The 20,669-nt window shown below is 72.8% G+C and carries 19 protein-coding genes; 11 read left to right on the forward strand and 8 right to left on the reverse strand.

Going from position 1 to position 20,669, the window contains the following annotated elements; genetic code table 11:
- Window positions 1-157: 157 nt before the first annotated feature.
- Both ACH4MY_RS12710 and ACH4MY_RS12715 read right to left on the reverse strand, forming a co-directional pair.
- Window positions 158-427, reverse strand: coding sequence for a hypothetical protein (locus tag ACH4MY_RS12710; RefSeq protein WP_398001488.1), 270 nt, complete (start codon window positions 425-427; stop codon window positions 158-160).
- A gap of 196 nt (window positions 428-623) precedes the next feature.
- Window positions 624-1,658 carry a LacI family DNA-binding transcriptional regulator gene (locus ACH4MY_RS12715; RefSeq protein ID WP_398001491.1) on the reverse strand — a complete coding sequence of 345 codons (1,035 nt, stop codon included), beginning with the start codon at window positions 1,656-1,658 and terminating at the stop codon, window positions 624-626.
- A 155-nt stretch (window positions 1,659-1,813) separates the two neighbouring features.
- Between ACH4MY_RS12715 and ACH4MY_RS12720 the strand changes: the two genes are divergently transcribed.
- The 4 genes from ACH4MY_RS12720 to ACH4MY_RS12735 all read left to right on the forward strand — a co-directional run bounded on the left by ACH4MY_RS12720 (window position 1,814) and on the right by ACH4MY_RS12735 (window position 5,556).
- A complete protein-coding gene (locus tag ACH4MY_RS12720; protein WP_398001493.1) occupies window positions 1,814-3,073 on the forward strand; it encodes an MFS transporter in 1,260 nt (419 codons plus the stop codon).
- Between the two features lie 43 nt (window positions 3,074-3,116).
- Window positions 3,117-3,824 (forward strand): alpha/beta fold hydrolase, encoded by a 708-nt coding sequence (locus tag ACH4MY_RS12725; RefSeq protein WP_398001496.1) that lies wholly within the window; start codon window positions 3,117-3,119, stop codon window positions 3,822-3,824.
- Window positions 3,825-3,838: 14 nt separating this feature from the next.
- Window positions 3,839-4,057, forward strand: coding sequence for a hypothetical protein (locus tag ACH4MY_RS12730; RefSeq protein WP_398001499.1), 219 nt, complete (start codon window positions 3,839-3,841; stop codon window positions 4,055-4,057).
- An 83-nt stretch (window positions 4,058-4,140) separates the two neighbouring features.
- Window positions 4,141-5,556 (forward strand): flotillin family protein, encoded by a 1,416-nt coding sequence (locus tag ACH4MY_RS12735; protein WP_398001501.1) that lies wholly within the window; start codon window positions 4,141-4,143, stop codon window positions 5,554-5,556.
- A 229-nt stretch (window positions 5,557-5,785) separates the two neighbouring features.
- Here ACH4MY_RS12735 and ACH4MY_RS12740 read toward each other — a convergent pair whose 3' ends face one another.
- Both ACH4MY_RS12740 and ACH4MY_RS12745 read right to left on the reverse strand, forming a co-directional pair.
- Window positions 5,786-5,956: a hypothetical protein gene (locus ACH4MY_RS12740; protein ID WP_398001504.1), complete on the reverse strand. Its 171-nt coding sequence runs from the start codon at window positions 5,954-5,956 to the stop codon at window positions 5,786-5,788.
- A 77-nt stretch (window positions 5,957-6,033) separates the two neighbouring features.
- Window positions 6,034-6,864: a TIGR02452 family protein gene (locus tag ACH4MY_RS12745; RefSeq protein WP_398001507.1), complete on the reverse strand. Its 831-nt coding sequence runs from the start codon at window positions 6,862-6,864 to the stop codon at window positions 6,034-6,036.
- 256 nt (window positions 6,865-7,120) lie between these two features.
- Between ACH4MY_RS12745 and egtA the strand changes: the two genes are divergently transcribed.
- The 4 genes from egtA to egtD are packed head-to-tail and all read left to right on the forward strand — an operon-like array spanning window position 7,121 to window position 11,422.
- Window positions 7,121-8,380, forward strand: a complete 1,260-nt coding sequence (gene egtA / locus ACH4MY_RS12750) for an ergothioneine biosynthesis glutamate--cysteine ligase EgtA (RefSeq protein WP_398001509.1) — start codon at window positions 7,121-7,123, stop codon at window positions 8,378-8,380.
- Entirely contained in the window at window positions 8,377-9,708 is a 1,332-nt protein-coding gene (egtB, locus tag ACH4MY_RS12755; protein WP_398001511.1) for an ergothioneine biosynthesis protein EgtB, read from the forward strand. The genes egtA and egtB overlap by 4 nt, the downstream gene beginning before the upstream one ends.
- Window positions 9,708-10,460 (forward strand): ergothioneine biosynthesis protein EgtC, encoded by a 753-nt coding sequence (gene egtC / locus ACH4MY_RS12760; protein WP_398001514.1) that lies wholly within the window; start codon window positions 9,708-9,710, stop codon window positions 10,458-10,460. Before egtB ends, egtC begins: the two co-directional genes overlap by 1 nt.
- Window positions 10,457-11,422, forward strand: a complete 966-nt coding sequence (gene egtD, locus ACH4MY_RS12765) for an L-histidine N(alpha)-methyltransferase (protein ID WP_398001517.1) — start codon at window positions 10,457-10,459, stop codon at window positions 11,420-11,422. The genes egtC and egtD overlap by 4 nt, the downstream gene beginning before the upstream one ends.
- Here the strand turns inward: egtD and ACH4MY_RS12770 are convergent.
- The 3 genes from ACH4MY_RS12770 to ACH4MY_RS12780 form a co-directional block, all read right to left on the reverse strand.
- The gene (locus tag ACH4MY_RS12770) at window positions 11,317-12,297 is read right to left on the reverse strand and encodes a lysophospholipid acyltransferase family protein (RefSeq protein ID WP_398001520.1); all 981 of its coding nucleotides are present in this window, start codon (window positions 12,295-12,297) and stop codon (window positions 11,317-11,319) included. The two genes, egtD and ACH4MY_RS12770, sit on opposite strands and share 106 nt — an antisense overlap.
- Window positions 12,294-13,163 (reverse strand): GNAT family N-acetyltransferase, encoded by an 870-nt coding sequence (locus ACH4MY_RS12775; protein WP_398001523.1) that lies wholly within the window; start codon window positions 13,161-13,163, stop codon window positions 12,294-12,296. The genes ACH4MY_RS12770 and ACH4MY_RS12775 overlap by 4 nt, the downstream gene beginning before the upstream one ends.
- Before the next feature lie 138 nt (window positions 13,164-13,301).
- Complete coding sequence (locus ACH4MY_RS12780; RefSeq protein ID WP_398001525.1) at window positions 13,302-14,552, reverse strand: extracellular solute-binding protein; 1,251 nt, start codon at window positions 14,550-14,552, stop codon at window positions 13,302-13,304.
- Window positions 14,553-14,931: 379 nt separating this feature from the next.
- Between ACH4MY_RS12780 and ACH4MY_RS12785 the strand changes: the two genes are divergently transcribed.
- Window positions 14,932-15,147, forward strand: a complete 216-nt coding sequence (locus tag ACH4MY_RS12785) for a dodecin (protein WP_398001528.1) — start codon at window positions 14,932-14,934, stop codon at window positions 15,145-15,147.
- 12 nt (window positions 15,148-15,159) lie between these two features.
- Here the strand turns inward: ACH4MY_RS12785 and ACH4MY_RS12790 are convergent, their stop codons facing one another.
- Window positions 15,160-15,648: a hypothetical protein gene (locus tag ACH4MY_RS12790; protein WP_398001531.1), complete on the reverse strand. Its 489-nt coding sequence runs from the start codon at window positions 15,646-15,648 to the stop codon at window positions 15,160-15,162.
- A gap of 215 nt (window positions 15,649-15,863) precedes the next feature.
- Between ACH4MY_RS12790 and ACH4MY_RS12795 the strand changes: the two genes are divergently transcribed.
- Both ACH4MY_RS12795 and ACH4MY_RS12800 read left to right on the forward strand, forming a co-directional pair.
- Window positions 15,864-16,892 (forward strand): helix-turn-helix domain-containing protein, encoded by a 1,029-nt coding sequence (locus ACH4MY_RS12795; protein ID WP_398001534.1) that lies wholly within the window; start codon window positions 15,864-15,866, stop codon window positions 16,890-16,892.
- A gap of 343 nt (window positions 16,893-17,235) precedes the next feature.
- A complete protein-coding gene (locus tag ACH4MY_RS12800; RefSeq protein ID WP_398001536.1) occupies window positions 17,236-20,625 on the forward strand; it encodes a S8 family peptidase in 3,390 nt (1,129 codons plus the stop codon).
- Window positions 20,626-20,669 lie beyond the last annotated feature (44 nt).

Raw genomic sequence — 20,669 nt, forward strand, 5'->3', positions numbered from 1 at the left:
GGTTCTCTCCCACGTGACCTTCGGAACGACTCTGTTCGCCTGGTGACAAGACGTTCGCCTCGAAGGCTTTCGTCTTGGCGCGCGCGCAGAGTCTCTGCCGGGAGGACCGCTGTGTCAACGGGCCGTTTCGGGACATCGCGCGGGAAAGCGTCCCAGGTCAGTCGCGTGCCGCCGGGCGGACGAGGGCGGTCAGACCGTAGTCCAGCTCGCGCCCGTCGACGAGGAGCGCCTCCACGGTCCGCGTCCCGGGGTCGATGTCGGCCCTGATGCCGTGCCCCTCGTAGATCGGGTAACCCGACTCGCCGTGGCGCCCGGTGGCCTCCACGACGGCCGTGCGGACGGCGCTGTCCGTGACGGAGGCGCCGCCCCGGTCCTCGACGTGCGCGGGCACCAGCAGGATCTCGAAACGCTGCGGAACTGTGCTCATGCACCGACGCTAAGCGTTCGGCCGGGGTCCCGCCGGACGGACGCCGGGCCGACGGCCGGACGCCGGGGGCGACACCCGCCGGGCCGCCACCCGGACACCGGGCCGAGACCCGCCGAGACCGCCACCCGGACACCCGGGCCGACCCACCGGCCTGCCGTCCGGCGCCCGCTCGCCCCGGCGCCGACCGGGCGAGCGCTCAGCTCGACTCCCGCCGGACGACCTGCGAGGCCAGCAGGGCGCGGGTGCGGGGCGGGGCCTCCGGTTCCCGGACGGCCCGGTCGACCAGTTCGGCCAGCTCGCGCCCGAGGACCATGTCGATCCGTACGGTGCTGAGGCGGGGTCGCAGGAGCCGGCCGAGGAGCAGGTCGTCGGCGCCGACGACGGCGGTGTCCTGCGGCACGGCGACGCCCGCGTCCTGGAGCGCCCCCATCAGGAGCATCGCGTACTCGTCGTTGTAGGCGAAGACGCCGTCGAGGCCGAGCTCGCGCCAGCGGGCGGCGAGACTGTTCGCCGACTCCTCCTCGTACCGCAGGGGCAGGGGTACGACGGTGGCGCCGGTGCCCTCCACCGCGCGCCGCGCGCCGTCGAGACGCGGGCCGGAGAACATCCCGAGGCCCGGCTCCTCGGGGATGACGACGCCGATCCGGCGCCGCCCGCTCTCCACGAGGTGCGCGGTGGCCACCTCGCCCACCCGTCCCTGGTCCATGACGAGGGCATGGGTGCCCTCGACACCCCGGGTGCCGAGGGTGATGACGGCCCGGGCCCCGGACCGCTTGAGGATCTCGACGCCCTGTCCGGTGAGCTGGACCTCGCCGAGCGAGACCACGGCCACCGGCCGGAGCTCGGCCCAGGCGCGGGCGGCCTCCTCGCCCTCCAGGCCGACGCTGCCGTACTGGACCACCGTGTAGTCGAGGCGTCGCAGCGCCCACTGGAACTCGTTGAAGAACTGGCTGTAGAGCGGTCCCACCGGGACGTGGGAGGCCGGCAGCAGCACCATCCGGCTGTGGCCGGCGCGCAGGCTGCGGGCGGCGGCGTGGGGCACGTATCCCAGTTCCTCGGCCGCTTCGCGCACCCGGCGGCGGGTGGGCTCGCTGATGCGGACGGCCGAGGTGTTGTTGAGGACGTACGAGACGGTGGCCCGGGAGACGCCCGCGAGGCGGGCGACATCGGCGCTGGTCGGGACCGCGCGCCCGGTGGGGCGTTCGGGGGAGTGTTCGGTTGGCTGGCTCATCGCTCCGGCATCTTTCCAGAACAATCCGGCCCCGGGTCTGGCGGATGGCCGGAATCGAGTGCTACACAGTGCTCACACGTGTCACTGACACGTGTAACCCTACCGTTCGATCCGCCTCTCGCCCTTTCGTCGGGCGATCTCCCCAGGAGGGCACAGTGGCCCTTTCCTCCCGCGAAACCGGCTCCGAAACCGGCACGACAGGCCCCGGCTCCCCCGCGGCCGACCGGCCGACGCGCGGCCTGCTGCCCCTGCTCCTCGCCGGGAACACCGCGATGTACGCCTTGTACGTCGGCGTTCCCGGCATGCTCCTCGCGCTCCAGATCGAGGACATCGACCCCGCCGACAAGGTCGCCAACTTCGGCCTCGTCTCCGGAATATCCGCGATCTTCGCCACCGTCTTCAACCCGGTCGCGGGCGCCCTCTCGGACCGCTCGGGCCGCCGCAACCCGTGGATCCTCGCGGGCGGGCTGCTCGCCCTCCCCGTGATGCTGCTCCTCGGCGGCGTGCACACGATCCTGCTCGTGACCATCGCCTGGTGTCTGGGCCAGGCCGTCATGAACATCTACCAGGCGGCCCTGACCTCCGTGGTGCCCGACCGGGTCCCCGTGGCCGCCCGGGGCAAGGCCTCGGCCGCCGTCGGTCTCGGCCTCCCCATCGGCTCGACGATCGGCGCCCTCGTCGGCGCAGCCTTCTCCGAGAACTACCGCACCGGCTATCTGGTCTTCGGAGCGATCGTCGCGGCCACCGCCGTGCTGTTCTCGGTCTGCGCCCGCGAACGGCGGATGCCCCCCAAGGCCTCACTGCCGGTCAAGGAGCAGATCGCGGCCTTCGGCAGCGCCCTCGGGAACCACGACTTCCGCTGGGCCTTCATCGGCCGAGCCCTGCTGATCCTCGGCTACTTCGCGGTGGCCGGATTCCAGCTGTACATCCTCAAGGACCACACCGAACTGCCCGCCGGGCTGAGCCCCGAGGAGGCCGTGGCGATCCTCATGCCGCTCAACGCGGTCGCCATGGTGGTCTCCACGGTGCTCGGCGGCTGGCTGTCGGACCGCTTCGACCGGCGCAAGCTCTTCGTGAGCGCCTCGGCCGCGCTCGCCGCCGTCGCGCTGCTCATCCCGGCCGCCTCGACGAGCTGGACGGCGATGCTCGTCTTCGCCATGGTCAACGGCCTCGGCTTCGGCTGCTACATGGCCGTCGACACCGCCCTGGTGACCATGGTGCTGCCCAAGGCCGAGGACGCGGCCCGGGACATGGGCGTCCTCAACGTCGCCAACGCGGGTCCGCAGATCGTGGCCCCCTTCGTGGCCTCGCTGGTCGTCTCGCTGAGTGGCGGATACACGGCACTGTTCTTGATCGCCGCCGTACTGTCGGTACTCGGCGCGCTCGCCGTGCGCCCCATCCGCAGCGTGCGCTGATCCCCCGTCGGCGCCCGCAGTACACCGTCGGAAAGGCGGCACCGTGCGCCTGCACACCACCACCTGGGGATCCGGTGACCGGATCGCCCTGCTCGTCCACGGCCTCATGGCCGACCACCGCACCTGGCGGCGGGTCGGACCGGCGCTCGCGGAGCGCGGCTACCGGGTGGTCGCGGTGGACCTGCGGGGGCACGGGGCGAGCGGGCGGGCCGCGGGCCCGGAGGAGTACGGGCCGGACGACTACGCCGACGATCTCGCCGAAACCCTTCCGGCCGGCGCGGAACTGGCCGTCGGGCACTCGCTCGGCGGGCTCGTCCTGGCCCGCGCCCTCGACCGGCTGAAGCCCGCCCGCGCGGTCTACTCCGACCCCGCCTGGCACCTGAGGGCGGGACCGGCCGGCTACCGGGCCGCGGCCTTCGTCCGGGGCGCGACGATGACCCGGGAGCAGGTCCGCGGCTTCAACCCGGACTGGTCGGACGAGGACCTCGACACCGAGATGGCGTCGGTACGGGTCTGGGACCGGCGGTCGGCGTACGGTCTCGAGGACTTCGTGGGCGCCGATCTGTGGCCTGCCCGGGCCGCCGTTCCCTCGCTGGTCGTGCGGGCCGACCCGAGCACGCTGGTGTGGCCCGAGGACGCCACGATGCTGGAGGGCCGCGGGTTCACCGTCCGAACGGTGGCGAAGGCGGGCCACACGATCCACCGGGAGGACTTCGACGGGTTCATGTCCGCGCTGGAAAGCTGGATCTGACGTACCGTTCAGACATGGACGACGCGTCGATGGTGGGACTGCTCGGCCGGGTGACCGGCACCGTCGGGCCCGGTCTCGTCGGTGAGGTGATCGTCCGGATCCGGGGCGGTGCCGAGCACTTCCTCGCCCATCCGGCCTCCCCGAAGGAGCGGATCGACGTCGGAACGGTCGTGATGGTCATGGAACATCTCCCTCCACGCACCGTCTATGTCACAGCCGCGTACGACAGTTGACCGAACCGTTGAGTGGCGCCCGCCACAGGCGCACACTCCCTTCACCGGATCCGCTTCGGCTCCGGTGAAGGGGGATCTGGTCCATGGGCATCGGCATCCTTGCGGGCGTCGTCGTCGGCGCCTTCGCCGTTCTCATCGGTGTGTTCAAAATGATGTGGCGCGTCGCGGAACCCAACGAGGCGCTGATCATCTCCGGTTCCAACCACAAGAACGAGGGTCTCGGCGCGGGCATGGGGTTCCGCATCGTCACCGGCCGCGGCACGCTCGTCCTGCCGGGGGTCCAGGCGGTGCGCAAGCTCTCGCTCGACCTCAACGAGACCCAGCTGTCCGTCGAGTGCGTCACCCACCAGGGCATTCCGCTCAAGGTCCGCGGTGTGGTGATCTTCAAGGTCGGTGACGACTTCGTGTCGATCGCCAACGCCGCACGCCGCTTCCTCGACCAGCAGAAGCTGATGAGCGAGCGGGTGCACATCGTCTTCGCCGGTCATCTCCGCGCCATCGTCGGCGGGTTGACCGTGGAGGACATGATCCGTGACCGGGAGAAGCTGACCGGGCAGGCCCGTTCGGCCTGTGGCACGGAGATGGAGAAGCTCGGTCTGATCGTCGACTCGCTGCAGATCCACGAGATCGAGGACCCGACCGGGTACATCAAGAACCTGGCCGCCCCGCACGCGGCCGCCGTCACACGCGACGCGCGGATCGCGCAGGCCGAGGCCAACCGGCGGGCGACCGAGGCCGAACAGCAGGCCGCGGCGCGCATGTCGGAGGCGACCCGCGACAGCGAGATCCTTCAGGCGGGTTACCAGGCCGAGCGGGACCAGGCCTCCGCGCGGGCCCGGCAGGCCGGTCCGCTGGCCGAGGCGGCCTCGCGCCAGGAGGTCGTCGTCCAGGAGACCCGGGTCGCCGAGCTGGAGGGACACCGGAAGGAGCAGCAGCTCCAGGCGGAGGTCCGCAAGCCGGCGGACGCGCTGGCGTACGAGACCCGGACGCTGGCCGCGGCCGAGCGGGACGCCCGGATCTCGGCGGCCGAGGCCGACGCGAAGGAGACCGAGCTGGCGAGCGCGGCCAAGGCCACGGCGACCCGGCTCACCGGTGAGGCCGAGGCGGCGGCGCAGCACGCCAGGGGGCTCGCGGTCGCCGAGGCGACCCGGGCGAAGGGTCTGGCGGAGGCCGAGGCGATCAAGGCACGGGCGGCGGCGCTCGCGGAGAACCAGGAGGCCGTGGTCGCCCAGCAACTGGCGGAGAAGTGGCCGGAGATCGTCTCCGCGGGTGCGTCGGCGTTCGGGAACGTGGACCAGATGGTGCTGCTCAACGGCGCCGACGGCATGGCGGACGTGTTCGCCAAGGCGCTGACCATGGGCGGGACGGGGCTCGGTCTGGCCCGGCAGCTGCTCTCGACGATGAACCCGGCCGCTCAGGAGCGGCTGGGCGGCACGGTGCCGCCGGCGGCCCGGGTGTCGGCGGAGAGCGTGGAGATCACGGTCGGCGACGGGGAGTAACCGCGCCGAGCGGGTGTCGCACAGGGGCAGGGGCCCGGTGGTGTCTGCCACCGGGCCCCTGCCCTCACCCCGTCGGCTCCCCGCCTCGCTCTGTGCTCGGCTGTGCCGCCTCGGGTCGTACTGTCTTCGCCGCGGCCTTCCATGGGGCCCTCGGTCGTGGCCTCCGGTCGGGGCCTTCAACTGCGGCCCTCGGTCGTGGGCCTCCGGTCGAGGCCTTCAGCCGCGGCGCTCAGTTGTGGCCGAACTTCCGTTCCTTGCGGTGCGACGCGTGCTCGACGAGCGGCATCGGGCTCTCTCTCCTCGGAACCGCCGCGGTCTGCTCCTTCGCGGCCGCCTCGGTGCGGTGCTCATGGCCGCCGGTACGGGCTCCCCGGTTCGAACGGGTCTGTTTCTTGCCCACGATCGTGCCTCCCGTGACGGGTGTCGGACTGTGGTCCGTATCCCCTCAGCCTGGCACGGGGGTGCGAAGGCCGCATGTCAGGCGGCCGCGCCCACGACCCGCGCGAAGGCGGCCAGCGTGGGGGTGCCGGAGGCCCGGTCGAGGACGGCGAAGACGATCTCCTCGAAGTGGCCCGCGAAGCGGCCGTCCCCGGTGAGCAGCGCCTTGAACGCGCCGGCGACCTGCTCCGGGTCGTTCTGGAAGACCCCGCATCCCCAGGCACCGAGCACGAGCCGGCGGTAGCCGGTCGCGGCCGCGGTCTCCAGGACCCGCTCGGCGCGGGACGCGAGGGCGGCCGGCAGGCGGCCGGCGAGTTCGGGGGTACGGCGGCGGACGACGCCCGCGTTCGGGGCGGGCGAGGTGAGGAAGCCGACCGTGAAGGGTTCGGCGAGAAGGCCGCCCCGGTCGTCGCGGAAGACCGGTACCCGGGGCGAGTGGATGACCCGGTCGGTGTAGAAGGCGTCCCGTTCTTCGCGGTGGTGGGCGTAGTAGGCGGGGGCGCGGAGCAGGGTGGTGTGGAGGGCGGAGGAGCGGCAGAGCGCCTCCTCCTGGGCCTGGGCGCCGTTGAGGTAGCCGCCGCCGGGGTTGCGGGCGGAGGCGAAGTTCAGGACGGCGACCGGGCGGGTGGCGTCGGCGGCGGTCATCCTGCGGGCGGCGACCAGGCTGCTCTCGCCGGTGACGTCGAGGGTGGGGGTGCGGTGGGTGTCGGGGGTGACCGGGACGGGGTCGGGGCCGTGGAGGCGGGTTCCGGCCAGGGCCGCGGTCAGGTCCTCGGCGAGGGAGACGGTCCGGCCGTCCGGGGCCCGGTAATGGCCCGCGGCGACGATCTCCTCGGTCTGCCGCGCGATCGCGCGCAGTCGTGCACTCATGACCTCAGGATGATCGTCGTGCCGCGGCCGGGACAACAGATTTTCCCGCGACCGTCCCTGGACGTCCCGGGACGGTGCGAGGGGCTTCCGGGGACACCGTGCGACCGGGCAGTTTCGGCCGGGCGGAGGCACAGAGGGCGCGTTCGTCCGGTTCGGGGCGCTCTTGCACACCGCTCGATGGTGGCTTTAGGTGGAGACAACGACTCGCCGGGACCCCGGTCCCGGACGACCGGCCCGATGACCAGGAGGTGCACGGATGTCGTCGAGCGGCATACCGCGTGGCGGCCCCCCTCTCAGCGAGATGGAGGCGGAGGACCTGCTGCGATGTATCTGCTTCAAGACCGGCCCACCCCGTACCGTGGGAGTGGAGCTGGAGTGGCTCGTCCACGAGCTGCGTGACCCGCGGCTCCCCGTACGGCCGCCGAGGCTCGCGGCGGCCCTGGACACCGTGCGGGCCCTGCCGCTGGTGTCGTCCCTGACGTTCGAACCCGGCGGGCAGCTGGAGCTCAGCTCGCGCCCGGCCGGGTCGCTCATGGAATGCCTCGACTCCCTCGCCGCCGATCTGCGGGCGGTACGGTCGGCGCTCGGACCGCTCGGCCTCGCCCTCAGCGGTTACGGGGTGGATCCCTGGCACGCGCCGCGCGGCCGGGTCCTCCACGAGCCCCGGTACGACGCGATGGAGACGGCGCTCGACCGTACGGGCCCGGCGGGGCGGGCGATGATGTGCGAGTCGGCCTCGGTGCAGATCTGTCTCGACGCCGGTCTGGAGGAGCCCGGCCCGCTCGGTTACCACCGGAGATGGCAGCTCGCCCATCTGCTGGGCGCCGTGCTCGTGGGCGCCTTCGCCAACTCGCCCCTGCACGGCGGCCGCCGTACCGGCTGGCGCTCGACGCGGCAGTCGCTGTGGACGGACCTCGACCCCCGGCGGGCGCTCGCGCCCTCCCCGGACGGTGAGCCGCGCGCGGAGTGGGCGGCGCACGTCCTGGACACCCCGGTGATGTGCGTACGGGCCGACGAGGGCCCGTGGGCCGTACCGGAGGGGCTGACCTTCCGCGAGTGGCTGCGCACCGGCCTGCCCCGGCCGGCCGACGCCGATGATCTGCGGTACCACATGACGACGCTGTTCCCTCCGGTGCGGCCGCGCGGTCATCTGGAGCTGCGGATGGTCGACGCGCAGCCGGGGGCGGACGGCTGGATGGTGCCGGTGGCGGTGACGACGGCGGTGTTCGACGACCCGGAGGCGGCGGAGACGGTGTACCGGGCGGTGAAGCCGCTCGCGGAGCGGGCGGGTGACGGTCCGGCCCCGCGCAATCCGCTCTGGCTCTCGGCGGCCCGCGACGGTCTCGCCGACCCCGAGCTGCACGCGGCGGCGCGCACCGTGTTCGCCACCGCGCTGGAGGCGCTGCCCCGGATCGGGGCGAGCGAGGAGGTGCGGCGGGCGGTCGCCGCGTTCCAGGAGCGGTACGTGGTTCCCGGGAACTGCCCGGCCGACGACTTCGAGGTGATGGCGTCATGACGACGACGGAGACGGGACCTCGGACCGGGCCGGAGGCCCTGCGCCGGCGGGCCCTGGAGGCCCTGACCGTCGCACGGGACCGTACGGCGCTGCTCACCTCGTCTGTCGACGACGGTGAACTCATCGCCCAGCACTCCCCCTTGATGTCTCCGCTGGTCTGGGACCTGGCGCACATCGGCAACCAGGAGGAGCAGTGGCTGTGGCGGGCCGTCGCGGGGCAGGAGGCGCTGCGGCCCGAGATCGACTCGCTGTACGACGCCTTCGAGCACCCGCGTGCCACCCGCCCGTCGCTGCCGCTCCTCGCGCCGGGGGAGGCGCGCGCCTACGCGGCGGACGTACGGCTCCGGGTCCTCGACGTGCTGGAGCGCACCCCGTTCGAGGGACGACCGCTGCTCGACGCCGCCTTCGCGTTCGGCATGATCGCCCAGCACGAACAGCAGCACGACGAGACGATGCTGATCACCCATCAGCTGCGGAAGGGGCCGGTCGCCCTGACCGCTCCCCCGCCCCCGGCCCCGCGCGGCGGCCCACTGCCCGCCGAAGTCCTCGTCCCGGGCGGTCCGTTCACCATGGGGACCTCGGACGAGCCCTGGGCCCTCGACAACGAGCGGCCGGCTCACCCCAGGGTGGTGCCCGCCTTCCACATCGACACCACTCCCGTCACCAACGGCGCCTATCTGGCGTTCATGGCCGACGGCGGATACGCGGAACGGCGCTGGTGGCAGCCGGGCGGCTGGGCGCAGATCCGGGAGCACGGCATCGAGGCGCCCCTGTTCTGGCGCCGGGACGGCGCCCAGTGGCTGCGCCGCCGGTTCGGGGTGACGGAGCCGGTGCCCGAGGACGAACCGGTCCTGCACGTGAGCTGGTACGAGGCGGACGCCTACGCCCGCTGGGCGGGCCGGAGGCTGCCGACGGAGGCCGAGTGGGAGAAGGCCGCGCGGTACGACCCGGACTCGGGGCGTTCGCGCCGCTATCCGTGGGGGGACGCCGACCCGGGCCCCGAGCACGCCAACCTCGGGCAGCGGCACCTGCGGCCCGCGGCGGCCGGCGGCTATCCGGAGGGCGCATCGCCGCTCGGCGTAAGGCAGTTGATCGGTGACGTGTGGGAGTGGACGGCGAGCGACTTCCTGCCGTATCCGGGGTTCACCGCCTTCCCGTACAAGGAGTACTCGGAGGTGTTCTTCGGCCCGGAGCACAAGGTGCTGCGGGGCGGTTCGTTCGCGGTGGACCAGGTCGCCTGCCGGGGCACCTTCCGCAACTGGGACCTGCCGGTGCGGCGCCAGATCTTCTCCGGCTTCCGCACCGCCCGGAACGCGGAGCTCGACTGATGTGCCGTCATATCGCCTACGTCGGCGAGCCGGTGGCGCTGGGAGAGCTGATCGTCCGCCCGGACCACGCCCTGCTGCGCCAGTCCTGGGAGCCCCGCGCACAGACCAGCGGCGTGGTGAACGCCGACGGCTTCGGGGTGGGCTGGTACGCCGAGGGCGATCCGGTGCCCGCGCGCTACCGGCGCCGGGGCCCCATCTGGGGCGACCTGTCCTTCGCCGACCTGGCACGGGTGGTGCGCTCCGGGGCGCTGCTCGCCGCGGTCCGCGGCGCGACCCTGCCGGGCGCCGACGGTGAGGCCGCGGCGGCGCCGTTCACCGCCGGGCCCTGGCTGTTCAGCCACAACGGCGCCGTCACGGGCTGGCCCGACTCCCTGGAACCGCTCGCCGGAACCCTGTCGGCCGGCGAACTCCTCCGGACCGAGGCCCGGACCGACTCGGCGCTGCTCTGGGCACTCGTACTGCACCGGCTGCGATCCGGTGACGCTCCGGGTCCCGCCCTGGCCGACACGGTCCGGGAGGCCGCCGGGGCGGCCCCCGGCTCCGGACTGAACCTGCTGCTCACCGACGGCACGCGGATCGCGGCGACCGCCTGGGAGAACAGCCTCTGGTACCTGACGGGTCCCGACCGGGTGGTCGTGGCCTCCGAACCGTACGACGACGATCCGCGCTGGCGGGAGGTCCCCGAGCACACGCTCGTGACCGCCACCCGCGCCGATGTCACCCTCACCCCGCTCAAGGAGCCCTCCGCGTGAGCCCGTTCCAGCTGACCCGTACCCTCGCCCCCGACGCCGCCGGCGCCGATCTGCGCGCCGACGTCCTCCACGGGCTGACCCGCACCCCCAAGGAGCTGCCGCCCAAGTGGTTCTACGACGCCCGGGGCAGTGAGCTCTTCGAGGAGATCACCCGGCTGCCCGAGTACTACCCGACGCGGGCCGAGCGGGAGATCCTGGTGGAGCGGGCGCCGGAGATCGCCGCCGCCACCGGGGCCAGGACCCTGGTGGAGCTGGGTTCCGGTTCCTCCGAGAAGACCCGGTTCCTGATCGACGCGCTGCTGCCCGGCCTGGACAGCTACGTACCCGTCGACGTGAGCGAGTCCGCGCTGACCGGGGCGGCCGAGGCGCTGCTCGCCGAGCGGCCCGGACTGCGGGTGCACGCCCTGGTCGCCGACTTCACCCGGGGGCTCGCGCTGCCCGGGACACCGGGACCGCGTCTGGTGGCCTTCCTCGGCGGCACGATCGGCAACCTCCTGCCCGGTGAGCGGCGGACCTTCCTGCGCTCGGTGCGGGCGATGCTGACACCGGGCGACGCCCTGCTGCTGGGCACGGACCTGGTGAAGGACGAGGCGACCCTCGTGGCGGCCTACGACGACGCGGCGGGCGTGACGGCCGCCTTCAACAAGAACGTCCTGTCCGTGATCGACCGGGAGCTGAGCGCGGACTTCGACCCGGACGCCTTCGACCACGTGGCGGTGTGGGACGCCGGGCGGGAGTGGATCGAGATGCGGCTGCGGGCCCGCCGCGCGCTCACCGTGAAGATCCCCGAGCTGGATCTCGTGGTGCCGTTCGCGGCGGGCGAGGAGATGCGGACGGAGGTGTCCGCGAAGTTCCGTCAGGCGGGTGTCCGGGCCGAGCTCGCCGAGGCGGACCTCGATCTGGACCGCTGGTGGACCGACAGCGAGGGCAGGTTCGCGCTCTCGCTGGCGACGGCCCGCTGAGCGGCGGCCGCCAGGGCCCGCCGGTCCGGGTACGGGGCGGCGGGCAGCGGCTCCTCCAGCCGGACGACGGCGGTGAGCCTGCGGGCGGAGACGACCCGCCACAGTGAGGAGCCGAGCGGATCGTCCCCGACGTACGCGGCGGCGTCGGTGGGCCGGTAGTCGATCCGTACCGGCTGCACGGCGCTTCCGGTGTCCAGGGCCGCCTGGAACGCGGCCGGCCGGAAGCGCCCCCGGGCCCGCCCGCACCAGGTGGAGCCCTCGGGGAAGACGATGACCCGGCCGCCGCCCGCGAGGACTCCGGCCAGGGTGTGCACGGTGCCGGGCAGCGCCCTGAGGCCGTTCCGGTCGATGAAGAGGGTGCCGCCGAGCGCGGCGAGCGTGCCGAGGACGGGCCAGCGGCGCACCTCCGACTTGGCGACCATCCGGCCGGGCAGCACGGCCCCGATCAGCGGTATGTCGAGCCAGGAGACGTGGTTGGCGACGACGAGGAGCGGGCCGCCGGGCGGGGCGGTCGCTCCCTCGTACCGGACGTGGACGCCGAAGGCGCGGATCATCGCCCGCAGCCAGGACCGGACGAGCGCGAAGCGGGTGGCGGCCGGGAGGAGTCCGGCGGCCGGGGCGAGCAGGATGCCGAGGAGGACGGCGCAGAGTCCGGCGGTCAGCCGGACCGCCGCCCGGAGGGTCCCGGCCGGGTCCGCCGCCCCGCGGGGACGGTGGGTCCTCTCGGGGGGGACGGTCCCGAGAGGGGTGATCTCGCGGTGGACGGTCTCCGGACGAGCGGTCTCGGGATGGGCGGTCTCGGGATGGGCGGCGCAGTGGCCCGGGGTGCAGGGCGCCGTGGGGAGCCACGGCGAGAGGGCCGTGGTCCCGTTCACCGCGCCGGGACGAGCGAGAGGAAGTGGTTGAGGTAGCGCGGGTTGGTCCGGCGCAGCGAGAGCAGGACGTAGACGTCTGCGACGCCGAAGTCGGGGTCGTACGCCGGAGCACCGCAGACCCAGGCGCCGAGCCGGAGGTAACCGCGCAGCAGCGGCGGGAGCTCGGTACGGCCCTCGGCGCGGGTGACGCCCTCGGCGTTCCAGAGCTTGTGCGGGGTGACCCAGTACTCCTCCGGGGCGAGGTGCTTGGCCTTGACGGTGTCCCAGGTGCCGGCGGCGAGCGTGCCGCCGTCGGCGAGCGGGAGGGAACAGCACCCGGCGAGCCAGTTGTGGCCGGTGTCCGTCATGTAGCGCGCGAGGCCGGCCCAGATGAGACCGATGACGGCGCCGTTGCGGTGGGCGGGGTGGACGCAGGAGCGCCCGACCTCCACCAGGTCGTGGCGGATCGGGGCGAGCCGGGTGAGGTCGAACTCGCTCTCGGAGTAGAGGCTTCCCGCGACGACGGCCCGGTCGGGCGGCAGGATGCGATAGGTGCCGACGACCTCGCCGGTGGTCTCCTCCCGTACGAGGAGGTGGTCGCAGTACGCGTCGAAGGCGTCGGTGTCCAGGCCGGGCTCCGGGCCGTCGAGCCGGGCACCGAGTTCACCGGCGAACACCTGGTGGCGCAGCCGCTGGGCGGCGCGGACGTCCTCCTGGTCACGGGCGAGACCGACGACGTACCGGGGCGTGGGCTCCTCGGCGGGAGCCTGCGGCGTGGGCTGCCCGGCGTCGGCCGGGGACACGGTCCGCCCGGCGTGCGCCCCGGGCTGGGCGGGAACGGCGAGCGGCTGGGCGGGGACGGTGAGCGTGGGGGTCGGTGCGGCCATGTCGGGCTCCTCCGGCGTACGGAAGGGGAAGGGGCGGCGCCGGGCCGTGTGAGCGGTGGCCCGGCTCCTTACTTCTTCCGTCACCGGCTGGATTCGACATGACCGTCCGGGGGCTCGCGGGTGTGGAGGCGCTGAATGCTATTCGGCGAGGGTGTCCGTGATCTCGGTCGAAGCGCGCTTGGCGGCCTTCAGCGGGTCCTCGCCCTGGAGGACGGCCGTCATGTAGGGCTTGATGGGGTTGTCGCCCTCGACGTTCGCCCACTGCGGGGAGTTGGGGGTGGCCCGGCCGCGTGCGGCGCCCTTGGCCATGACGGCGGTGGCCTCCTGGCCGGCGACGACGGAGGCGAGGCCCTTCTTGTTGGGCACGTAGCCCATGGCACGGGCGAGTTCGGACTGCCACTTCTCGCCGGCGAGCGCCTTGACGACGTCGAGGGCGGCCCCGCGCTGGGGCGCGTTCTCCGGGATGATCAGGTCGGAGCCGCCGGTGAAGACGGCGCAGGGCTGGCCCGCCTTGGCGCCGGGTATCGGGAAGTAGCCGAGCTTGTCCTTGAGATCCGGGTTGGTCTTGAGGATCGCGGCGACGGCGCTGGGCGTGGCGATGAGCTGGGCCACGTCGCCCTTGGCGAAGACGTCGGCCTGCGGCGGGTTCTGCTCGTCGGCGTCCTTCGGCCCCGAGCCGAGGGACTGGAGCTCCTTGTAGTAGGCCATGCCCCGCTGGGCCGCCGCGCTGTCGAGCGCACCGGTCCACTCGCCGCCCTTGTCGGTGGCGAGTTCGCCGCCCTCGTCCCAGATGAAGCCCGCGAGGGTGTACCAGTCCTGTCCGGCGAGGTAGATGCCCTGGGAGCCCTTGCTGTTGAGCTTCTCGGTGTCGGTGAGCCACTCGGCGCGGGTGGCGGGCGGCTTGTCGATGCCGGCGTCCGCGAAGAGGTCCTTGTTGTAGATGACGATGCGGTTCGCCGCGTACCAGGGGATGCCGTACTGGGATCCGCCGATGCTGCCGGGTTCGGCGAGACCGGGCAGCCAGTCCTCGCTGCCGAGGTCGCGGACCGACTCCAGGGTAAGGTCGTAGAGCTTCTCGGTGTCGGCGTACTGGGCGACCTGGGTGTTGCCGACCTCGATGACGTCGGGTCCGCCGGAGCCCTGGATCGCCTCGGTGACCTTCTTCCCGATGCCCGTCCACTCCTGGATGGTGACCTTGAGGTCGACGCCGTCGTGCTCGTCCTCGTAGGCCTCGGTGAAGCGGTTGATGAAGTCCTCGCTGGCGCTGTCCCGCATGAGCCAGATGTTGACGGTCTTCGTCCCACCGCCCCCGCCCGGCAGCATCCCGCAGCCGGCGAGGGCGAGCGCGGTGGCGGCGGCCAGGGGGCAGACGAGATGGCGGTTCTTCACGTGGGTCACCTTCTGCGGGTTCAGCACAGGGTCGTGCGGCATGGGGGGGGCTGACCCGACATGGGGGGACCGAACGGGGTGTTCGCGCGGGTATGTGGCCTGGATTCTGGTCTGGACCAACGGGATGGTCAAGTCCTTGACCATCCCGTTCCGCGCCACGGACGCACCATCTGTTCCGTTACCAACGGTAACTACCCGTCGGTGGCTTTTGATCGGCCGAAACGGCGGCCGCCGCGCATCTCGACACGCCGCTCGACACCACGACCGGCACGGCACTCGACGCGGCGCTCGGGGCGTCGGCCACCCGGCCGCGTCGTGTCGCGGAGCGACGCGGCCTGGGGCACCGTGGAGAGACCGCACCGAGAGGAGTTCGGCCCCCATGTCGAATCACACCTACCGCGTCACCGAGATCGTCGGCACGTCCACCGAGGGCGTCGACGAGGCCATCAGCAACGGCATCAACCGCGCCTCGCAGACCCTGAGGGGCCTCGACTGGTTCGAGGTGACCCAGGTCCGCGGCCATATCGTCGACGGCGCGATCGAGCACTACCAGGTCGGCCTGAAGGTCGGTTTCCGCCTGGAGGACGAGGGCTGACCCCGCCCCCGGTCAGGTCCGGCCCTCCTTCTCCTGGGCGTCCCTCAGCTCCTGCGAGGGGGTCGCCCACAAGGCGCGTACGACGTGGAAACCGGCAGCCTCCGCCGCGTCGCAGACCAGCAGGTCGTCGTCGACGAGCATCCTGACCGCGCGGTCGGCGGCGAACCGGCGGAGGGTCTCCACCTTGGTCACCCGGGCCGGCCGGAAGTCCCGGTTGCGGCGCATGTGGACCGGCCCCTCGGGCAGCCCCTGCGCCGCCAGCCACTCCAGCGTGTCCCGGCGGCAGCGCTCCGGCCGCCCGGTGAGATACACGATGTCGCACTCCTCGGCCGCCTCACGACAGAGCGCGACCCCCTCGTCCAGCGGCGGATCGTCGGGCGCCGCGGCGAAGAAGGAGTCCCAGTCCTTGGGGCGCCGCTCCAGGAAATGCTGGCGGTGGGCGGTCGCGGCGAGCGTGTTGTCGAGGTCGAAGACGGCCAGAGGCCGGTGGTCGGCTGTCACGGGCCCAGCCTAGGAGCCCCCTTCGGGAATCCCCGCACCCCCGGACACCCGGTCCCTCGCGGGGTCCGGCGACGATTCCCGCCTCGGTGTCCGGGCCGGCGACGGCGCCCGTCCCGGTGTCGGGGCCGTGGGATAGGGTGCGGCCGATGTGAGTCCGCTCGGTCCGCACGAGCTGCGCAGAGGACGGACACGGCTGCCGCCCGGGAGGGGACCTGTTGCTGCAGGCACTGGGGCTCAGCCTGCCCGAAGAGGCCGTCTACACCGCACTGCTGACCCTCCCGACCGCCTCCGCGCACGACCTCGTACGGCAGACCGGACTCGAGAACCCCGAGGTCGACCGCGTCCTCCTCGAACTGTCGACACGCGGCCTGGTGGCGATCACCGCCGAGGCCGGGGGCGGGACAGCCGACTCCCCCGGCGGTGATGCCGGCCCGCTGCCCGCCCGCTACCGGCTCACCCCTCCCTCCGTGGCGCTGGCCCCGCTCCTGGTCGAGCAGCGCAACGCGCTGCATCGGGCCGAGGCCGCGTTCTCGATATTGACCGAGCAGTACCGCAGTACCGCCGGGCATCCCGCGGGCAGCGTGGTGGAGGTGGTCGTCGGCGTGGAGCAGGTCGCGCACCGGTTCCACCAGCTGCAGCGGGGAGCGCAGCGGGAGTTGCTCGTGTTCCTCGTCGGGGAGAGCATCGCGGTGGCCCGCGAGGACGCCGACATGTCCGAGAGTTCCGCGCTGGACCGGGGAGTCGACTTCCGGGTCGTGGCCTCCAAGGACTACCTCGACAGTCCCGGCATCGGGAGCGACGTGAGGGCGGGCATGTCGGCGGGCCTCTCGATTCGCCTGGCCGAGTCCCTGCCGTTGAAGATGATGGTGTCGGACCGGGAACGCGCCATGGTGCCGCTGGACATGATGGACTCCGACGACGAGCCGAGCGCCATCGTGGTGCACCGCAGCGGTCTGCTGACGGCCCTGGTCCATCTCTTCGAGCGGGAATGGGACCTGGCCCGGCCGCTGTTCGACGCCTCCACGGGGCTGCGTGCGGAGCCGACGGCCGACGACCGGCCGACCGAGGGGGAGCTGGAGGTCCTCGCCCTGCTGCTGGCCGGGATCTCCGACCGGCGGGTGGCCTCGCAGCTCGGTCTCTCGATCCGCACCGTGGAGCGACGCACCCGCCGTCTGATGGACCGCGCCGGAGCGGATTCGCGCCTGCAACTCGGATGGCACGCCGCACGCGCGGGCTGGCTCTGACCTCCTCGCCGCCCGACGCGGTGCCGGCCGCGGGCCGGCCGGCCTTCCCGAGCGTGACCGGCCTGCCGGGAGTGCGCCGCCGACGTGCTCCGCATCGGGCCGGGGGCCGCTCACCGAGGACCTGAGGCGAACGCCGTGCGCAGTGTGGTGTCCACGTCCGGGGCGGGCCTTCCCCCACCCGCGCGCCCCGGGGTTCCACCGGGACGGAGCGTTGCCGGATGCGAGCACGTGTCGGGTAGCCGACATGCAGGGAACCCGCCACGCCCGGCATCCCTCGCTGATCCGTGCGTCTGCCAGGCTGCAGCTGCAGCCCGACATGTTCACGGTTTCGAGTGGGAGATCCATGCGCTCCATAACGCGTACAGCCCTGGGCGCGGCAACCGCCGCCGTCCTGGCCGTCACCACGGTCGCACCGTCCATCGCGGCGGAGACCCCGCCTGACGGTGCCTCGGGCAAGAGGCCGATCGTCGGCGGCGGGTCCGCCGCCACGAGCGGCAAGCAGGTGACGGTCACCCTCGTCACCGGCGACAAGATCCTGGTGACCACGGACCCGTCGGGTCGCAGCTCCGCGGCGGTCCTGCCCCGCGAGGACGGCACGCGGCCGACGCTCCAGACCCGTCAGACGGGGAAGGACCTCTACGTCTACCCGGAGGGCGCCACCGAGGCGATCGCCGAGGGCAAGGTCGACGAGCAGCTCTTCAACGTCACCGGGCTCATCCGCCAGGGATACGACGACGCGCGGACCGACGCGCTGCCGCTCATCGCCACGTACCAGCCCGGCGTGAACGTCCTCGACGGCGCTCCGGCGGCGCCTCGCGGAGCCGAGCGTGGTCTGGCGCTCCCGGCGGTGGACGGTGTCGCGCTCAAGGCCGGCAAGGACACCGCCGCCGCCTTCTGGCAGGACATCACCAACCCGCGCTCCCGTTCCGCCGCCACGCTCAAGAAGCTGTGGCTTGACGGCAAGGTCGAGGCCACGCTGGACCGGTCCACCGCCCAGGTGCACGCTCCCGAGGCATGGGCGGCCGGCTACGACGGCAAGGGCACCAAGGTCGCCGTCCTCGACACGGGCGCGGACGCCGAGCACCCGGACCTGGCGGACCGCGTCACCGCGTCCAAGAACTTCACGAACTCCACGACCACCGACGACCGCCAGGGTCACGGCACCCACACCGCCTCCACCGTCGGCGGGTCCGGTGCGGCGAGCGAGGGCCGTATGAGGGGCGTCGCCCCCGGTACCTCCCTGCTGATCGGCAAGGTCCTCAACGACTACGGCTCCGGTCAGGACTCCTGGGTCATCGCCGGTATGCAGTGGGCCGTCGACCAGCAGGCCGATGTCGTCTCCATGAGCCTGGGCAACGCCTCGGCCCGTGACTGCACGGACCCGGTGGCGCAGGCGACGAGGCGGCTCGCGCAGAGCAGCGACTCGCTGTTCGTCGTCGCCGCGGGCAACTCCGGTCCGGGCACCGAGACCGTCTCCTCGCCCGGTTGTGTGTCCGAGGCGCTGACCGTGGGCGCCGTCGACCGCGACGGCACCACGGCGTGGTTCTCCAGCCGCGGTCCGGTGGCCGCCACCCACACCCTCAAGCCGGAGCTGTCCGCCCCCGGCGTCGGCATCTCCGCGGCCAGTGCGGGCGGCCGTGGCCTCTACGCCTACCGGGCGATGTCCGGCACCTCCATGGCCACCCCGCATGTCGCGGGCGCCGCGGCGGTCGTCCGCCAGGCCCACCCGGAGTGGACGGCGCAGCAGGTCAAGGCCGCCCTGGTCTCCTCCGCGCGCACCGGCGGGAAGATCGCGGGCGCCGACGAGACCGGCGCCGGCGTGCTCGACGTGCTCGGCGCGGTGAACCAGAAGGTGCTCTCCGCGCCGGCCGTCCAGGCCGGCAGCTACAACTGGCCGCAGGACGCCTCGGACCGCAGGACGGTGCAGGTGCCCTTCACCAACACCGGCACCGCCGCCCTCACCCTGGATCTGAAGGTCGGCGGGGTGCGCGGCAACGACGGCAGCGAGGTCCGCTCCGGCATCGCGAAGCCGGCGGAGGGCAGGGTGACGGTCCCCGCGGGGACCACCGTCCAGGTGCCGCTGCGGATCGACCCCACCGCCCGCCTCAAGGCCTCCCAGTACGGCGCCGTCACCGGCCGGATCCTGGCCACCGGCGGCGGTGCGCACGTCTCCGTACCCTTCACGCTCTACGTCCAGCCCGAGACGGTCACCCTCCGCGTCAAGCTCATCGACCGCGACGGCAAGCCCGCGACCGGCCCCTCGTCCCTGGACCTGGTCAAGCTCGACATCGACAAGGGCGAGCGCCGTGTCAACGCGGGAGCGGCGGACCAGACGTTCAGCGTGCGCCCCGGCGACTACGCCCTGAGCAGCTTCGTGACCTCGTACGACGCCGCGGACGCGGCCGAGTCGATCAGCTACCTCGCGCAGCCGGAGTTCCGGATCACCCGTGACACCACGGTCGTCCTGGACGCCCGCGAGGCCCACCGGCTGAGCCTGCGGACCGAGCGGACCTCGACACTGGACAGCGCCACGTTCAGCTACGCCCGCACGTGGGACGACACCTGGCAGACGTCCGGATCGCTGACCCCCGCCGACACCATCCGGAACTTCTACGCGGACGTCGACGGGCGGGCCCGGAAGGGCACCTACGAGTTCCGGTCCACCTGGCGCGCGACCGGCGCCGAGAGCGGCTCGCCCTACGTCTACAACCTGTCGTACCCGACCGAGGGTCCGCTCTCCTCCGACCAGGTCTACCGGCCCAAGGACTCCAGGCTGGCCCAGGTCACCGAGACGTGGAGGGCCATGGGCAAGGAGGCCGACTACGTCGACGCACTGTTCATCCGCCCCAACGGGGGTGCCGGCGCCTACGTCCCCGTGACGCCGATGGGCGAGGTCCACGTGCCCACCATCCGCACGGCGTACTACACGACCGGCGACGACGCCTGGTACCACGGCGCGATGACCAGCTTCCCGTTCGCCGCCTTCATGGGCGACCAGGAGCGCACCTACCGGACCGGGCAGCGGAGCTCCGAGGAGTGGTACGGCGGTCCGCTGCGGCCGGCCGCACCGCGCGACGCCGACGGCGAGCCGATGCTGGCGGCCGAACGGCAGGGTGACCTGATCGGCTTCCAGAACGCGCTCTGGCTGGACGGCTCCGGTGACCACTGGACCTACGGAGGGTCGTTCGGCGACCTCGGCAAGCTGGTGCTGAAGCGCGACGGTGAGCAGATCGCCACGAGGGTCGATCCGTACGGCGTGTTCGAGGTGCCGGACGAGGACTCCGCGTACGAGCTCACCCAGATCCTGGAGAAGATTCCGTCCGCGGACCGGAACTGGCTGCGCTCCACCGCCGCCACCACCACCTGGAGCTTCCGCTCCCACAAGGAGCCCGCGGTCTACTCGCGCGGCCTTCCCATCCTCACCCCGGTCTACGACCTGCCGGTGGACGGCCTGAACACCCTGCCCGCGCGGAGTGGCATCGAGGTCGGCCTGTCGGTAGAGGGCCACGCCGGGTACACCCCGGGCGCGATCACGGCGGCCTCGCTGTCGTACTCCTACGACGGCGGCGCCACCTGGACCGAGGCGCCGACCCGGAAGCAGGGCGGCACCTGGACGGCTGTCCTCGACCACACCGGCGCCACCGGCAAGCAGGTCATGACCAGGGCCACCCTCACCGACGCCGGCGGCAACGCGGTCACCCAGACCGTCACCCGCGCCTACGACGTCCGCTAGTCGCACGCCCCGTCCGGGCGGGTCGCCTCCACGAGGCGACCCGC

Source organism: Streptomyces sp. NPDC017246, assembly GCF_044331325.1.
Taxonomy (GTDB): Bacteria; Actinomycetota; Actinomycetes; order Streptomycetales; family Streptomycetaceae; genus Streptomyces.

Excerpts from the sequence above, each read along its gene's own strand:
- egtA (WP_398001509.1), top strand. The coding sequence starts at position 7,121 with ATGTCGTCGAGCGGCATACCGCGTGGCGGCCCCCCTCTCAGCGAGATG.
- ACH4MY_RS12775 (WP_398001523.1), bottom strand. The coding sequence starts at position 13,163 with ATGGCCGCACCGACCCCCACGCTCACCGTCCCCGCCCAGCCGCTCGCC.
- ACH4MY_RS12730 (WP_398001499.1), top strand. The coding sequence starts at position 3,839 with ATGGACGACGCGTCGATGGTGGGACTGCTCGGCCGGGTGACCGGCACC.
- ACH4MY_RS12735 (WP_398001501.1), top strand. The coding sequence starts at position 4,141 with ATGGGCATCGGCATCCTTGCGGGCGTCGTCGTCGGCGCCTTCGCCGTT.
- ACH4MY_RS12715 (WP_398001491.1), bottom strand. The coding sequence starts at position 1,658 with ATGAGCCAGCCAACCGAACACTCCCCCGAACGCCCCACCGGGCGCGCG.
- ACH4MY_RS12800 (WP_398001536.1), top strand. The coding sequence starts at position 17,236 with ATGCGCTCCATAACGCGTACAGCCCTGGGCGCGGCAACCGCCGCCGTC.
- egtC (WP_398001514.1), top strand. The coding sequence starts at position 9,708 with ATGTGCCGTCATATCGCCTACGTCGGCGAGCCGGTGGCGCTGGGAGAG.
- ACH4MY_RS12745 (WP_398001507.1), bottom strand. The coding sequence starts at position 6,864 with ATGAGTGCACGACTGCGCGCGATCGCGCGGCAGACCGAGGAGATCGTC.
- egtB (WP_398001511.1), top strand. The coding sequence starts at position 8,377 with ATGACGACGACGGAGACGGGACCTCGGACCGGGCCGGAGGCCCTGCGC.
- ACH4MY_RS12785 (WP_398001528.1), top strand. The coding sequence starts at position 14,932 with ATGTCGAATCACACCTACCGCGTCACCGAGATCGTCGGCACGTCCACC.
- ACH4MY_RS12710 (WP_398001488.1), bottom strand. The coding sequence starts at position 427 with ATGAGCACAGTTCCGCAGCGTTTCGAGATCCTGCTGGTGCCCGCGCAC.